At 43.0% G+C, this 15978-nt stretch carries 15 protein-coding genes and 1 pseudogene; 7 read left to right on the top strand and 9 right to left on the bottom strand.

Going from position 1 to position 15978, the window contains the following annotated elements:
* Positions 1-86 precede the first annotated feature (86 nt).
* From V7K30_RS19670 to V7K30_RS19660, 3 genes are all read right to left on the bottom strand, one after another.
* Complete coding sequence (locus tag V7K30_RS19670) at positions 87-1859, bottom strand: ribonuclease J (RefSeq protein ID WP_335002090.1); 1773 nt, start codon at positions 1857-1859, stop codon at positions 87-89.
* Positions 1860-2140: 281 nt separating this feature from the next.
* On the bottom strand, positions 2141-3025 hold the full coding sequence (gene dapA / locus V7K30_RS19665) for a 4-hydroxy-tetrahydrodipicolinate synthase (RefSeq protein WP_335002088.1): 885 nt from the start codon (positions 3023-3025) through the stop codon (positions 2141-2143).
* A 132-nt stretch (positions 3026-3157) separates the two neighbouring features.
* Complete coding sequence (locus tag V7K30_RS19660) at positions 3158-4201, bottom strand: aspartate-semialdehyde dehydrogenase (RefSeq protein WP_335002086.1); 1044 nt, start codon at positions 4199-4201, stop codon at positions 3158-3160.
* Positions 4202-5070: 869 nt separating this feature from the next.
* Between V7K30_RS19660 and tig the strand changes: the two genes are divergently transcribed.
* The 4 genes from tig (at position 5071) to V7K30_RS19640 (ending at position 9996) form a co-directional block, all read left to right on the top strand.
* Entirely contained in the window at positions 5071-6510 is a 1440-nt protein-coding gene (tig, locus tag V7K30_RS19655; protein ID WP_335002084.1) for a trigger factor, read from the top strand.
* Positions 6511-6905: 395 nt separating this feature from the next.
* Positions 6906-7604, top strand: a complete 699-nt coding sequence (clpP, locus tag V7K30_RS19650; RefSeq protein ID WP_335002082.1) for an ATP-dependent Clp endopeptidase proteolytic subunit ClpP — start codon at positions 6906-6908, stop codon at positions 7602-7604.
* Positions 7605-7613: 9 nt separating this feature from the next.
* Positions 7614-8954 carry an ATP-dependent protease ATP-binding subunit ClpX gene (clpX, locus tag V7K30_RS19645; protein ID WP_335002080.1) on the top strand — a complete coding sequence of 447 codons (1341 nt, stop codon included), beginning with the start codon at positions 7614-7616 and terminating at the stop codon, positions 8952-8954.
* A gap of 130 nt (positions 8955-9084) precedes the next feature.
* On the top strand, positions 9085-9996 hold the full coding sequence (locus tag V7K30_RS19640; RefSeq protein ID WP_335002079.1) for an alpha/beta fold hydrolase: 912 nt from the start codon (positions 9085-9087) through the stop codon (positions 9994-9996).
* A gap of 311 nt (positions 9997-10307) precedes the next feature.
* Here the strand turns inward: V7K30_RS19640 and V7K30_RS19635 are convergent, their stop codons facing one another.
* The 3 genes from V7K30_RS19635 to V7K30_RS19625 form a co-directional block, all read right to left on the bottom strand.
* The gene (locus V7K30_RS19635) at positions 10308-10523 is read right to left on the bottom strand and encodes a Uma2 family endonuclease (RefSeq protein ID WP_335002077.1); all 216 of its coding nucleotides are present in this window, start codon (positions 10521-10523) and stop codon (positions 10308-10310) included.
* A 36-nt stretch (positions 10524-10559) separates the two neighbouring features.
* Complete coding sequence (locus V7K30_RS19630; protein ID WP_335002076.1) at positions 10560-10781, bottom strand: hypothetical protein; 222 nt, start codon at positions 10779-10781, stop codon at positions 10560-10562.
* 76 nt (positions 10782-10857) lie between these two features.
* Positions 10858-11841 (bottom strand): GntR family transcriptional regulator, encoded by a 984-nt coding sequence (locus V7K30_RS19625; protein ID WP_335002075.1) that lies wholly within the window; start codon positions 11839-11841, stop codon positions 10858-10860.
* A 260-nt stretch (positions 11842-12101) separates the two neighbouring features.
* Here V7K30_RS19625 and V7K30_RS19620 point away from each other — a divergent pair, with 260 nt between their 5' ends.
* The 3 genes from V7K30_RS19620 to V7K30_RS19610 all read left to right on the top strand — a co-directional run bounded on the left by V7K30_RS19620 (position 12102) and on the right by V7K30_RS19610 (position 14229).
* Complete coding sequence (locus V7K30_RS19620) at positions 12102-12842, top strand: dienelactone hydrolase family protein (protein ID WP_335002073.1); 741 nt, start codon at positions 12102-12104, stop codon at positions 12840-12842.
* Positions 12843-12973: 131 nt separating this feature from the next.
* Entirely contained in the window at positions 12974-13876 is a 903-nt protein-coding gene (locus V7K30_RS19615; protein ID WP_335002071.1) for a S1 RNA-binding domain-containing protein, read from the top strand.
* A gap of 224 nt (positions 13877-14100) precedes the next feature.
* Positions 14101-14229 carry a hypothetical protein gene (locus V7K30_RS19610; RefSeq protein WP_335002069.1) on the top strand — a complete coding sequence of 43 codons (129 nt, stop codon included), beginning with the start codon at positions 14101-14103 and terminating at the stop codon, positions 14227-14229.
* Positions 14230-14359: 130 nt separating this feature from the next.
* Here the strand turns inward: V7K30_RS19610 and V7K30_RS19605 are convergent, their stop codons facing one another.
* The 3 genes and pseudogenes from V7K30_RS19605 to V7K30_RS19595 all read right to left on the bottom strand — a co-directional run.
* Complete coding sequence (locus tag V7K30_RS19605) at positions 14360-15031, bottom strand: GUN4 domain-containing protein (protein ID WP_335002068.1); 672 nt, start codon at positions 15029-15031, stop codon at positions 14360-14362.
* A gap of 54 nt (positions 15032-15085) precedes the next feature.
* Entirely contained in the window at positions 15086-15307 is a 222-nt protein-coding gene (locus tag V7K30_RS19600) for a toll/interleukin-1 receptor domain-containing protein (RefSeq protein WP_335002066.1), read from the bottom strand.
* Positions 15308-15760: 453 nt separating this feature from the next.
* Positions 15761-15978: pseudogene (locus V7K30_RS19595) on the bottom strand (hypothetical protein); the annotation flags it as partial.

Genomic DNA, 15978 nt, shown 5'->3' with positions numbered 1-15978 from the left:
TCTCTAACTCTCACACCAAAGCGCAAAGACGTTCAGATAAACTCTGCGTCTCTGCGCTTTGACGTGATATTTTTACCTTGAATTCCCTATGATGCTACCTGAGCAGCAGTCCGAGTGCGTCGTCTTCTGCCGTCAGCAACTTTCACAGGCGGCTCATCAGGGATTTGCATCAACAAAGTCACAGATGGCTGACATTGCAATTCCCGGCGGATGGAACGTTGCAATTCTCGCTCTAAAGTACCTTGCAATCCACCCCAGTCTATATCTGCTGCTTCACCTTCGCTAGGAGCAAATTCTGACCAGCGCACAGTGAGGATTTCTTCAATCCGTTGTTTTACCCACGTTTGTAGCAGCGATCGCTCTACACTTGTCACTACACCCCGGAGGTGAGTTTCCGGTTTTGCCAACAGTTTACCATTCCAATCAATGGCAGCTGCGATCGTGATAATACCTTCTGAAGCCATGCGTTGCCGTTCTTGCAGCACTTTGGCACTTACCATACCCGAACTAGTAGTATCCACCAATTCGATACCAGATGGCACTTTACCAGCAACGCGAATTGCATCTTCAGTCAGTTCGACAACATCACCATTCTGGATAATGATCATGTTTTCTGCGGGAATTCCCATACTTTGAGCCGTTTCTGCGTGCTTGACTAGCATCCGATGTTCGCCGTGAAATGGCACAAAGAACTTGGGTCGAGTTAAGGCAATCATCAGTTTTTGTTCTTCCTGACAGCCGTGACCGGAGACGTGAATTCCTTTATCCCGCCCATAGACCACCTTTGCACCCTGAATCATCAATTTATCAATGGTGTTGACTACAGCGATCGTATTTCCGGGAATTGGGTTAGCAGAGAATACTACCGTATCTCCTTGGCGGATTTTAATGTGAGGATGTTCTTTGTTGGCAATGCGGGTCATTGCTGCCATCAATTCACCCTGAGAACCTGTAGTTAAAACTAAAACTTTTTCATCAGGGAGATTGCGGACTGCGTGCAATGGTTGCAGCAGATTATCATCACACTTGATGTAACCTAAATTGCGGGCATGAGCAATCAAGTTCAGCATGGAACGCCCCACAACCGTCACTACACGGTTCTGCTTCTTCGCGATATCCAAAATCATGTTGATCCGATGCACGCTAGAAGCAAAGGTAGTGACAAACAATCGCCCAGTGGCTTGACTAAATACTCTCTCAAGATTGGGATAAACTGAACGTTCTGAAGGTGTAAATCCTGGTATCTCGGCGTTAGTGGAATCACTTAGCAAGCAAAGAACGCCTTTTTCCCCATGTTCTGCTAGGCGTTGCAAATCAAACTTTTCACCATCTACTGGGGTGTGATCAATTTTAAAATCACCTGTGTGAATGACTACACCAAGCGGAGTATGAATGGCAACAGTGAAACTATCAGCTATGGAGTGGGTGTTACGGATATATTCCACCAAAAAGTTTTTGCCAATCCGCACCACATCACGTGGTAGAACTGTTCTGATTTCTGTGCGATCGCGGACTCCTGCTTCTTCCAATTTACCCTCTAGCATTGCCATTGCTAGTCTGGGGCCATAAATCACGGGGATATCAAATTGCTTGAGATGAAAAGCAATCCCCCCGATATGGTCTTCATGACCATGAGTAACGATCATCCCTTTAATTTTGTGGCGATTTTCCCGCAGATAGGTGGTATCTGGCAGAACAATATTTACTCCATGCATCGCCTCTGTAGGAAAAGCCAATCCTGCATCTAACAGGATAATTTCATCGTCATACTCAAAAAGACAGGTATTTTTCCCAATTTCGTGCAAACCGCCCAAAGGAATAATTTTCAAGGCGGAATTATTAGCTTCGTTTTTAGCCATTTTCTCCTTAGATTGTTACTTGTGGTTAATTAAGTTGATAGTTAACTTTCCTTGTATTTAAGACAACATCATTTGCCTCTTAAGTCAGTCTGAAAGCAATCAAGTTTTAATTGAAATCTTCAATTTTTTATTCAATAAAATCGACTGTACACTCAAGGATTCATAGTATATCTATCAGTCCTAGCACAGGTTTTTAAATTGCAACTTATAGAACAATTATGGTCATTGTTTATATGTATCTTTAGAAAGCAGCAGATTACCAGCGCTTAACCATCTGGTGGCTAGATTAAACTAAGTTCTTTCAGAACCGCTTCTAACTTTTGACTTACTTCTAAGTCAGCTTCACATAGCGGCGGACGAGTTGAACCAACCTCCCAACCTTGAAGTTTCAGTGCTTTTTTCACTGGAATGGGATTTGAAGTGAGAAATAGAGCTTTAAACAACGGGAAGAGTTGGAGGTGAATCTTGCTGGCTACCTCAATTTTCCCCGCACTAAAAGCTTGGATCATCTCCTGTAGTTGGTTTCCTACCAGATGAGAAGCCACACTTACCACACCCTTCGCCCCGATCGCTAACAAGGGCAAAGTCATGTAATCATCACCAGAATAGATGTGGAATTCTTTTGGTGTCAAGCGACGAATTTCGCTTGCCTGATCTATATTACCAGTGGATTCTTTAATCCCGACAATATTGCTAACCTCAGCTAATCGGGCAACTGTTTCTGGCTGAAGGTTTTGTCCGGTGCGACCGGGGACATTGTATAACAACAATGGTAGGTCGGGACAGGCTTGTGCTATCGCCTGAAAGTGCGCTTTCAATCCCGCCTGTGGCGGTTTGTTGTAATAAGGAACAACTTGTAAGGAACCATGTACTCCTATTTTAGACGCTTTTTGGGTGGCAGCGATCGCTTCTTTGGTGGAATTTGAACCACAACCTGCGATCACCTTGGCTTTTCCTGCCACGGACTGCAATACTTCGACAAACAACTGGTATTCCTCATCCCAACTCAAAGTAGGGGATTCTCCTGTTGTGCCGCACACCACCAATGTATCTGTACCGTTGTTAGCTAGATGCGCTGCCAGTTCTGCCGCTACATCATAATTTACACTACCGTCTGCTTTAAACGGCGTAATCATAGCGGTTAAAACATTACCAAAATCTCCCACCCTGTTTTCACTCCTGATTACCCATGTTTTTGTATCTTGGTGGTTTTCTATTGGAATAACCTATCTGCAAATGCTTTCAAAAGTGATTTGCATATTTGGTCTTTTTCATTAGTTGTTTATTTTTACTAATGACTAGCTTGAAACGTAAGCCTTAGCAGGTTTTAGTAGATTTTTTTCTACCAGCAACTCGGCGATTTGTATTGCATTTAATGCTGCGCCTTTGCGGATTTGGTCGCCACACAACCATAATTCCAAGCCACAAGGATGAGAAATATCTTGACGAATTCTTCCCACTAAAACTTCATCTCTACCTGTTGCTTCAATTGGCATCGGAAAATGATTAGTTTCCCAATCTTCTACCAATTTTACTCCAGGGGAGGAATTTAAAATTTCTCTGGCTTCCTCTGCACTAAAGGGAGTCTCAAATTCTAAATTAATCGCTTCTGAATGGGCGCGGAGTACGGGAACCCGTATACAGGTTGCAGTTATTCTGATTTGCTGCGTGCCAAATATTTTTCGGGTTTCGTTGACCATTTTCATCTCTTCCTCACAATAACCCAAATCGTTTAATGGTGAGTTATGGGGGAATAAATTAAATGCCAGTGGATAAGGCAATACCTCAGCAACTGGCGGCTGTCCTTGTAGTATAGCGCTTGTTTGGGTTTTGACTTCTGCCATTGCTCTAGCACCAGCACCACTAGCAGACTGGTAGGTTGCAGCCACGATGCGTTGCACTGGTTTAACTTTATGCAATGGCCATACTGCCACAGTCATTAGAATTGTTGTGCAGTTGGGGTTAGCAATAATGCCTTGATGATTAGCTGCGGCTTGTGGATTCACCTCTGGCACTACTAAAGGAACTTCCGGGTTCATCCGAAAGGCACTGGAGTTGTCAATTACCACTGCACCCTTTTCTACAGCAACTGCTGCCCAAGTTTTGGATGTGGAACCACCTGCACTAGCTAGTACTATATCGACATTTTCAAAGGCGCGATCGCTTACTGATTCTACTGGTATATTTTCTCCTTTAAACCGCAGCGATCGCCCGACACTCCGCTCTGATGCCAATAACTTCAAGTCAGCAACCGGAAAATTACGACTTTCTAATAATTCCAGCAACTCTGTGCCAACTGCACCAGTTGCTCCCAAAATAGCTAAACGATAGGATTTCGACAAACTTGCTTCCTCCTTTAAGAGACTTATCTGCAATTTTTTGAAACAATTGACAATTTGTTTATATTTAAATAGCGATCGCAGTCTTGAAATAAATTTAGATTTTTCTCTAATTTAGTCTATCTTTATAGATTTAATAAATTTATTTGCTTGGTTATTTAATAAGTTAAGTGATGTTGCATTTTACAACAACCGCCATCGAATTTTTTCATTTATCTAGACTATATTATAGTATTCTACAACAAACCGCCATCTAGCATCAAAATAGATATATCTGCACTTGGGCGTTTGATCTGTAAGGTGAATAAACGTCTTGGCTGTAAAGTGGGTTGCCAGGATGATGAATGTATTATGATGCAAATGTTATAAAATCGGCAAACCATGAAATCGAGCTATGCGGCTAGGCAGCAGATTTACTCCTGTACCACAAGATAGCTAGACTCAATGCTATAACTTTGAAGTACTAAGTACTGGCTGAAAACCAGGATATCACGGTGTTCGCCCATCGAATAATTAATTCCTGAGTTTCCAGTGCTAAATTCAGATTAACTGAAGATTACGGACTGGGGAATAGGGATTAAACTCTTTGCAATCCGCAATGATTCAGCACTTATTACAAATATTAGGCAAAAAAGCCCAGACGCTCTAAGCTCTGGGAGTGTCAAGAATTGTTATGACGGGAAATTGTCAAGTCCTTGGTCATTGGCAGTAAACTGGATCTCTGTGCCAGGACACACCATCCATCCTTGGATGTCATGAAGCCTTGTGACAACCTCCCATCCTCCCTAAGAGACATCAAGCCATAAATGCGAATAATTATTGCGTCTTGTGTGTACTCGGAGATTAAAATACCAGAAAACTAGAGACGAAGCATGAAAGTTACCCAGGAAAAACTTCCCGCCAGCCAAATTGGCCTGGAAATAGAGATTACGCCGGAAATTACCAAGCAAACTTACGAAAAGGTGATTAAAAACTTAGCGAGTACTGCCAATATTCCTGGGTTTCGTAAAGGCAAGGTACCTCGGCCGATATTGCTACAACGGCTGGGTACAACTCGTATCAAGGCAGCAGCGCTGGAAGAACTAATTCAAGACGGCATTGAGGAAGCAGTTAAACAAGAAGCTATCCCGGCAATCGGTCAGCCGCAATTGCGCTCCTCCTTTGAGGATTTGATTAAGAATTATGAACCAGGAAAACCCCTGACAATTTCGGCTGCTGTCGATGTAGAACCAGAAGTAAATCTAGTGCAGTACACTGATTTGCAAGCTAAAGCTGAAGAAGTCAAGTACGATCCAGAACGAGTGGATAATACCCTCGACAAGGAACGTCAAGAATTAGCGACATTGATTCCTGTGGAAGGACGTGCAGCCCAAATCGGCGATATTGCCGTAGTCGATTTTAAAGGTGTATTCTCCAAAGCCGAGAGCGAAGACGAAACAGCCGAACCAGAACCTATTCCTGGAGCCGAAGCAACTGATTTTCAAGTTGAGTTGCAGGAAGATAAGTTTATTCCAGGCTTTATTTCTGGAATAGTGGGGATGAATCCGGAAGAAACCAAAGAAATTGCGGCGCAGTTCCCAGATCCGTATGCTAATGAAGATTTAGCTGGAAAAGCCGCAACTTTCACAGTGACGCTCAAAGAATTGAAGGAAAAGGAACTACCAGAAGTAAATGACGATTTAGCCCAAGAAATCAGCGATTTTGAAACCTTAGAGGAGTTACGTGCTTCTTTGGTAGAGCGATATCAAAAAGAAGCGGACGACAAAACAAAAACAAATAAGCAGGAAGCCTTGTTAACGGAACTGCTCAAGCACGTAGAAGTTGACTTACCAGCAACCTTGATTGAGCAAGAAGTGGATGCAATGCTAACGCAAACAGCAATGCGGCTGTCTCAGCAGGGATTGGATGTGAGGAAGTTGTTTACTCAAGATATTATTCCTCAATTGCGGGAGCGATCGCGCACTGAAGCTATTGAACGCATCAAACGCTCCTTATCCTTACGGGAAGTCGGTAAACGCGAATCTATCGAGGTAACACCAGAAGAAATCGCAGCCAGAGTCACAGAACTTTTGGAACAGTACTCAGAGGAGCAGGATGTTGATGAAGATAAACTGCGCTCAATCGTGGAAAACGAACTATTAACCGAAAAAACCATTGATTGGCTCTTAGAACATTCCTCAGTTGAACTTGTACCCGAAGGCTCCTTGAGTCCCATCGAGGAAACGGAAGCCGCAGAATCAGATGCTGATGCTGATGCACCTCAGACAGAGGAAGAAAACAGCGAAGCTTCCACAGAAGTCACAGAAGGATAATAAAAAATCCCACAGCCATGAGTTCACCAGTTCTGAGTTAAAGTACTGGTGAAATGGGTAAGGTAAGAGGGATGAGGGAGATAAGGAAGCGGAGGAGCAGGGAGCAGGGGGAGAAATAACCAATGCCCAATGCCCCATGCCCCATACCCAATGCCCAATACCCCATGACTCTTAACTCCTGAAAACTCAGGGATAAAGGCAGAAGAATTTAAAGAATTAATGAATTTCAGCAAATAGTAACACATGTTATCACCTGAGCTTGATACTGTGTTACACGAGAGGAAATTATATGAGGCATAATGGTTAATACGTAGCTTAGAAAAATCCCATTCCTCGAAAAGGCAGCAACATGCTGCTGAAACATTTGTCCTCAATTATCGTCAAAGAAAGCTTGTATGCTTGTATCGCAGTCGGGAAATTACCCCATCAGCAACCAAAGTCGAATAAACATTAACTCCCAGTTGAGCAGCCCTAGCAACATCGTGCCGATGGTGGTAGAACAATCTGGCATGGGAGAAAGAGCTTTCGACATCTACTCCCGCCTGCTGCGAGAGCGGATTGTCTTTTTGGGAACGCCAATAGACGATGCTGTTGCCAACTCAATTGTGGCTCAGTTGTTATTCCTAGACGCCGAAGACTCAGAAAAGGACATCCAACTGTATGTTAATTCTCCTGGCGGCTCGGTCTACGCAGGGATGGCAATCTATGATACAATGCAGCAAATTCGCCCTGATGTTGTTACCATCTGTTTTGGATTAGCCGCGAGCATGGGGGCATTTTTGTTGACAGCAGGAGCTGCCGGTAAGCGAATGTCTCTGCCCGACTCCCGGATTATGATTCACCAACCACTTGGTGGCGCTCAAGGTCAAGCCATTGATATTGAAATTCAAGCCAGAGAAATTCTTTACGTTAAGGCTAAGTTGAATCAGTTAATGGCTCACCATACTGGCCAACCCTTAGAAAGAATTGAAGCAGATACTGAGCGCGACTTTTTTATGTCGGCAGAAGAGGCAAAAAACTACGGTTTGATTGATCAGGTCATTTCCAGGCAAAATCTTCCCGTAGCAGGGGAAAACGTCACCATTCTGAAATAAGAGGCTGGTATGTCTAAGTACGACTCCCATTTAAAATGTTCATTTTGTGGCAAGTCTCAAGAGCAGGTGCGTAAATTAATCGCGGGGCCGGGAGTCTACATCTGCGATGAATGCGTTGACTTGTGTAATGAAATACTAGACGAGGAGTTACTCGATACCAATGGTGCGGCAGCACAACCAGCACCAAGAGCAGAGCCGCCTCAAAAACGGCGTACTCACTCTTCTAGTATTTCGTTTAATCAAATACCCAAGCCAAGAGAGATTAAAAAGTATCTAGACGAACACGTCATTGGTCAAGACGAAGCGAAGAAGGTGCTTTCAGTCGCTGTTTACAATCACTACAAGCGGCTGGCGGTTATTCAGTCTAAAGCCAGTGGCAAAGCTGGGGCGGATGATGCTGTAGAACTGCAAAAATCCAACATTTTGTTAATTGGCCCGACTGGTTGCGGCAAAACTCTCTTAGCGCAAACCCTAGCGAAAATCCTGGATGTACCCTTTGCCGTCGCCGATGCTACGACGCTGACAGAAGCGGGGTATGTGGGAGAAGATGTGGAAAATATCTTGCTGCGACTGTTGCAAGTGGCGGATTTGGATATAGAGGAAGCGCAGCGGGGAATTATTTACATTGATGAAATTGACAAAATTGCTCGCAAGAGTGAGAACCCGTCAATTACCCGCGATGTTTCTGGCGAAGGCGTGCAGCAAGCCTTGCTGAAAATGTTAGAGGGAACGATCGCCAACGTACCACCCCAAGGAGGGCGTAAGCATCCCTATCAAGACTGCATCCAGATTGATACAAGTAATATTTTGTTCGTCTGTGGTGGTGCCTTCGTGGGCTTAGAAAAGGTTGTGGATCAGAGAGTTGGCAAAAAAGCAATAGGCTTTGTGCAACCGGGAGAAGGTCAATCGAAGGAAAAACGGGCAGCAGATACTCTCCGCCATCTAGCACCAGATGATCTAGTCAAATTTGGCATGATTCCAGAATTTATTGGGCGCGTGCCAATGGTAGCAGTAGTAGATCCGCTAGATGAAGAAGCGCTGATGGCGATTCTCACCCAACCACGCAGCGCCTTAGTGAAGCAGTACCAAAAACTGCTGAAGATGGATAATGTCCAGTTAGATTTTAAAGCAGATGCTTTACGAGCGATCGCTCAAGAAGCTTACCGCCGTAAAACTGGTGCGAGAGCCTTACGGGGCATTGTCGAAGAACTTATGCTGGATGTAATGTACGAGTTACCGTCTCGTAAAGATGTGACACGCTGTACAGTAACACGAGAGATGGTCGAGAAGCGATCGACTGCCGAACTGATAATACATCCATCTTCACTACCGAAACCAGAATCAGCATAAATCAGTGCTGTTAGCGGATAGCTATGGTTTAGCCCGTAAAGTTAGGAGTCAATAGTGGAGAATGAGTAATTAACTCAAAACTCCAAATTAAAAACTCCTAACTCCTAACTCTTAACTCCTAACTCTCAAGATGCCTTATATTAATGTTCGTGGCGTTGAGCATTACTACGAATGGGTAAAAAAACCATCTGATTCTTTGGTAAAACCAGTGATGGTTTTTCTGCATGGTTGGGCTGGTTCGGCTAAGTATTGGCAAAATACCGCTAATGCTTTATCACAGCAATTTGATTGTTTACTCTACGATTTGCGGGGATTTGGCCGTTCTCGTGGTAAGCCAACCATAGCCCAAGCAAGTGAAGCTGTTGCCGAGTGTGAGTCTCCTCAGGAAGAATCAGAGGCAATTAGAGAATTAACCTATGAATTAGAGGAATACGCTGATGATTTGGCAGCTTTGTTAGATGGGTTGCATATTCAGCGTGTCTATATTCATGCTCACTCAATGGGCGCCTCTGTTGCCACTTTATTTTTTAACCGTTACCCCCAACGAGTGGAACAAGGAATTTTAACTTGTAGCGGCATTTTTGAGTACGACGAAAAATCCTTTAGTGCCTTTCATAAATTCGGTGGCTATGTAGTGAAATTCCGTCCCAAGTGGTTAAGTAAAATCCCATTTGCTGACCGGATGTTTATGGCCAGATTTTTGTATACTTCCATACCACATTCTGAGCGTCAAGCTTTTTTGCAAGATTTTCTCGAAGCAGATTACGATGCGGCTTTAGGGACAATTTTTACTTCAGTCAGTAAGGCTCAAGCTGAAGTGATGCCGCAAGAGTTTGCCAAGCTGACAGTGCCAACTCTACTCGTGGCGGGGGAGTATGATAAAATTATTCCAGCCGAAATGGGGCGTCAAGCAGCAGCACTGAGTGACAAAGTTGAATTTGCGATGATTCCCGGTACAGCGCATTTCCCAATGTTGGAAGATGCACCAACTTACCTGCAACGGGTGCAAGAGTTTTTGCAAATTTCCATACCAGAACCATAGGTGTGATGAATTGTAGGATTTCCAAGAAATAAATTATCCAAATAGGGCTTGCTGAAAGAAAGTGAAAGTATTGCCAGATAAGAGGATTTTTGCGCCAGTTTTGGGATATTTCTCTATTTGGAAGTCTCTGTTAATTTCTTTGTTGATTGAGATATTTGTTATCTGTTCTCGCATCAAAGTTAGTTGCAAGAAGTTATTTTCGGATAGCCTGCACAAATTCGGCAACAGCGTCATACTGGTCAGGATGTCCGATAGATATATTACAGTAACAAAGTCGGGTCTAAATTTGGGAAGAAATCACTACGGTTTACTTATTCATACTCACCACCCGCATTTAAACAGAATATTTTTATCTGGTCAGATTTCCAGAACCAAACTTCAGGCACTTTCTTGGGTTTGTATAACTCCTTTCGGTTAATGGTTCCACTAGTAATAATAACTTCAATAACTATGTCAGGAACTTCTCTTTTTGTACCAATGCTGTAAGATTCATCTGGTGTTCCAGAAGTATACCCAGGTTCTTCCAAAGTAAAACCACCACGACCATAGAACCGGATGCCTAACTATTTAATGTAAGCTTCTAACAAGTATCCAAGAGTTCTTTTTACATCCTCATGTTTTTCACCAATGGGTGACATAATTTCTAATATTCCTGACAAATAAGAGAGTCGGACATTGCGGTTGTCCTTTAACTGTGCCTCTATACCTTTGAATTCCTCCCAAGAAACATCAGCGACGGTTACGAGTTTCTCTTGTATGGGATGGTCTAGAAGTGGAATACTCATATCCCCTCTCAACAGTTCCTTTATTGATTGATAAGTAGCTGTAGATGTTTTTACCCCTCTCTTAATTATCTTTGAATTAACCCAAACCCAGTTCTCGTTTTAGCAAGTTAATCGAGTTAATGCCGATATAATTCTCAACCTTAATTAGCTTCGGTGGACGAATAATATCTTCATCACATGCTTGCACGGCTGCTTGCACTGCCGCAAAACTGGCTTGATCACTTATAATTACCTCAGCCCGTTTAACCATAGCTTGAAGTTTATAAGTATCTTTTGGTTGCGAAGTCATCACTAGTAGTTCATCCCCCCGCAGACCGTGGAGGATTACTTCTGCTGCTCGTGCAATCCCGGAACTAAGGCTAACTATGCCTACACAGTTTTCTTTTGGTAGGGTTTTCAATAGGTTGAGTTCTTTGCTGTAGTCGTAGATATCCAGAGGAATTACCCGTGCAGCTTTAGGAGCTGCGATCGCTTCCACATTACTGATAAAATACCGACTTGTGACTACTGTCGCAGAGGTAGTTTTATCTAGCACAGCTGTCAATTCTTCCATCGCTACCAACTGGACTGGTATTTTTAGCGATCGTTCTAATTCATACACCATCAACTCACCAGCACCCATGTCATAAGATGGGACTGCAACCAGTACCCGCGCACTACAACGCAAGCGCCAGTCAATTTCCGCTAAAAATAGCTCTCTGGCTTGATTCAGTGAACATCCTTGGCAGAGCAGATCATCAAGTGCTTTCTGGACAACTTGATATGCATCAGGATTTTGTTTGAGAATTGGTGATTGCAGCCTGCTACCGCCCTCATGACCTTGAGGACGAACATAAATTCCTGAACCAGCCATACTTTCAACAAATCCGTCTTCCTCCAGTTGACGGTAAACTTTGCTAATGGTGTTACGGTGTAACCCAGTTTGCATTGCCAGCGCCCGTGTACTTGGCAATTTGTAAGCAGGCGGATATTGCCGGGAAGCGATCGCAAACCGGATTTGATTAAACAGCTGGGTTGATGCGGGAATTTCGCTGTCTGGCTGAATACGGAATTGAATCATCAGCAAACCTCCTGAATACTAAGTGCTGAGTGCTGAGTGCTGAGTATATAAGTGTTGCTTTCGGACACAGCACTCCTTTAGTGACCAGCTGCATTTGCTACATGTCAAATATTTTATTTACACATGAAGTTTTTCTGGGAGAAATTTCTAATGCGCTCATTATTGGTAATTGATAATTTAATTGGAAATAACCTGGACATACTGGCATAGTTATATCAAATAAACACACGGTTAATCACATAGCACTAGTAAAAATTATTATGACAGAGCAAGCAATAATTACCACAACGGTTAATCTTTTGCAAGATAATATTCAAGTGTCTGCAAATCTTGCAGAGCCAAAAGAATCTGGTTCTTACCCAGGAATCGTGGTATTGCAGGAGATTTTTGGTGTCAACGTTCATATTCGGGATGTTACAGAACGGATTGCGAAACTTGGGTATGTGGTGATTGCACCTGCACTTTTTCAACGGACTGCTCCTGGCTTTGAAACCGGATACACCCCCGAAGATATTGAAACAGGCAGAGGTTACGCCATGCAAACTCAAGCATCAGAGTTATTGAGCGATATTCAACTAGCAATTGACTACCTTAAAAATCTGCCCCAAGTCAAAAAAGATGGCTTTGGCTGCATTGGCTTCTGCTTTGGCGGTCATGTCGCATATCTTGCTGCTACCTTACCAGATATTAAAGCTACGGCTTCCTTCTATGGTGCTGGAATTACCACCCGCACACCAGGGGGTGGCGCTCCTACTGTCACTCGCACCAGAGAAATTCCAGGTACTCTCTATGCCTTCTTTGGCGCAGAAGATGCTAGCATCCCACCCGAACAAGTAAATGAAATTGAAGCAGAGTTAGAAAAATATAAAATTCCTCATCGTGCGTTTCGCTACGATGGAGCTAATCACGGATTTTTCTGTGACCTTCGTGCCAGTTATAATCCTAAAGCTGCTGCTGACGCTTGGGAGCAAGTCAAACAACTCTTTAGTCAACTGAACTGAAGCCTATGCAGCCAAGTTCGTTTTTTGTTATTTGTCATTTGTCATTAAAAACTAGAGATAAAGGACAAAGGACAAATGACAATCTAAACTCCAGTTGCACCATATCAAATAACAATTAATCTTCAAAAGTCATGAATTCCGAATCGAAACTTTCTCAAACAGCCAATTCGTCATTTACAATGGACGATTTTGCCAAAGCACTAGAAAAACACGACTACCAGTTTCAAAAGGGACAGGTTGTACATGGCAAAGTGTTCCAACTTGACCATGATGGAGCCTATGTCGATATTGGTGGCAAATCGTCAGCTTTTCTGCCGCGCGATGAGGCTTCTTTGAGAGCAGTTACCGATTTATCGGAGGTGCTGCCATTGCAAGAGGAAATGCAGTTTTTGATTATCCGAGATCAGGATGCAGAAGGTCAAGTCACCCTTTCTCGAAAGCAGTTGGAAATTCAGCACATCTGGGAACGACTGGCCGAAATGCAGGAAAACGCTCAGACTGTGCAAGTCCGGGTTATGGGTGTGAATAAAGGTGGTGTCACCGTCGATATTCTCTCTTTGCGGGGATTTATCCCGCGATCGCACCTGGCAGAGCGTGATAATTTAGAAGCACTCAAAGGTCAAAATCTGACTGTGGGCTTTTTGGAAATTAATCGTAACACCAACAAACTCATCCTTTCGCAGCGATTAGCAACTCGTTCTAGCAACTTCAGCTTATTAGAACTAGGTCAACTGGTGGAAGGTAAAGTTACTGGCATCAAACCTTTTGGTGTGTTTGTCGATTTAAATGGTATGGGGGCTTTGCTTCATATCAAACAGGTAAGCCAAAAATTCATCGAATCTTTAGAAAAGGTATTTAAAATTGGTCAGCCAATTAAAGCTGTAATTATTGACTTGGATGAGGGTAAAGGGCGGGTAGCTCTTTCTACCAGAGTTTTGGAAAACTTCCCTGGCGAAGTGCTAGAGAATATGGATGAGGTGATGGCTTCGGCTGAGGCGCGTGCCAATAGGGCTAATAACAAGGCTTCTGAATAATTTTGAAGTGAGCTGTTTGCACAAAGTATAAATAGTGCGTCACCGATAGCGCCCAAAAAAAGAACCCCACCCCCAACCCCTCCCCGCTCTTCGGGAGGGGAGACAAAGGAGAGCTTTGGCGGGGTGGGGTTCTCCGGGTTTTATAAGTAATCAAGCGGACATGATATGAGCCGTCGAACTCACGCTAAAACAAGAATTTCAGTCAGCTTCAGATGACTTTCGCTATGAGCCGCAGAATTTATTCTGAGGCGGACGTGTGGGCAATGCCAACATTCTGTAATGATGCAAATACCTTAGTCCACAATCTCACGTTTGAACCCATCACCCGCCATAGGTTAGAAACCTACGGCTAATAGTCAAAGTCCTCTCAAGAGGACTAAACAAGAATTAATCAGCGCCCAGTGCTAGGTATCGGATCTCTGAAATATTGATTAACTCCTAGAAAATAACCCTGTTAAAAATAGTTATAAAAGTCTGAAGTGCTTAAATGTTACATTTCACAAGTCTCGACGCGAGAAAAAGTGTTTTATGTTCTTTATTTAAGAATATATGAATTAAAAAGTTGGGGAGGTGTCCCTCTGGTGCTGAAGTGTTAAAAGCTACATCAGAGTAATCAATCCAGTTTTCTTCCACTTTCCATCCTACGCGATCGCCAAATTTCTCCCAGGCATAATAATATTTAATGTCCCAGGCATCATAATATTTACTGTGTACGATTTCACCAACGCTTAGATAAATTTTCTTCTGAACGCTGAAGCCAAAACGCCGATCACTATATTTTACCCAAAGTTGGTCAATGGTGCGTAAGTCAGTACAGGGAAAATTATTGATGGATTTAGTATCAAAGTAGCCTTCCTCTTCTCTACTAGATGCCTTGAGCATGACAGCGAAAGTTTCCGCATCCGCTTCTTTCCACTCGCCTGCTGCTAGCAAATCTCGCAATCGCGTATAATTTACTCCCTTCTCAGAACTGAGGTCATCGGCTTGAATTACTGGCTGTAGCTTTGGTTTTCGCTCTGGCGGTTTTCCAGTAATACCCCAAATTAAGTTCTCCATAGCCTCAGTATCTATCCGAAAGTCAACCCACGTATGACCCCTAAGAAAAATTGGGAGTTCGGGCTGCTGTGGTGTATTCCCTAGCAAAACGGGAATCACAGGACAGTCTCTCCTTACAAATTCGTTTAAAAAAGCTCTCATCTCTTTATCTTGCTAGGGGCCAAATCCACTGCTACCTACAAAAACTGCTGCTGATTTAATCTTTTCTATTTGTTTCTCTAGTGCAGGCTGCCATGCTAAACCAGGACGAAGTGCCCACTTATCTAGCCAAGGTTTAATTCCTCGTGTTGTTAATTCATTAGCAATTTCTATAACTTCAGGCTTGTCTTTGCTATTGTGGCAAAGGAAGACATCATACTGATCTTCGTCACTCATCTATAAGTCTCCTAATATCCACTTCTCTATATAGGCAATAGTTGCCAACGCATTGTACTTACTGCTTTAATTAATTTTATATTACGTAATATAGTTTGATTTATTCTTGCCTACTTACTTAAGTTATTAGTTAATACATCGGAAAAAGGAATAAGGGATTTCCAACAAATAAATTATTCAATCTTGTGGAGTGGTCATCTAAGAGGTTATTTGAAAAGTGGTATGTTGTGATTTTAATCGAATTATTACCCCCCTTAATCCCCCCGATATATTGGGGGGAAATAAGAAAATCCGGTTCCCTCACGCCACATGCTTCAAGTCGGCAAAGCCGCCCAACGCAGTGGCTCCCCTTTATAAGGGGAGGGTTAGGGTGGGGTAAAAAATATTTGATACATCAATCATAACTTTTCAAACATCCTCTTAACAGCTTTTGGCTATGGGCGCTCATGTTGCTCACCTCACAAGAAGTAATTGAGTATTTTTTATTTGGGAGTCCCTAAAGTTGAATTTAATAAGCAAAATGGCATTTGACTTACTCAAAAGCTGTGTTTGCTTTCTCATTTTGGTGTTTTCCGCAAGCAAAATGGCATTTGACTTACTCAAAAGCTGTGTTTGCTTTCTCATTTTGGTGTTTTCCGCAAGCAAAATGGCATTTGACTTACTCAAAAGCT

The sequence above is a fragment of the Nostoc sp. genome, assembly GCF_036917655.1.
Taxonomy (GTDB): Bacteria; Cyanobacteriota; Cyanobacteriia; order Cyanobacteriales; family Nostocaceae; genus Nostoc.
This window is presented reverse-complemented; position numbering and strand designations above follow the sequence as displayed.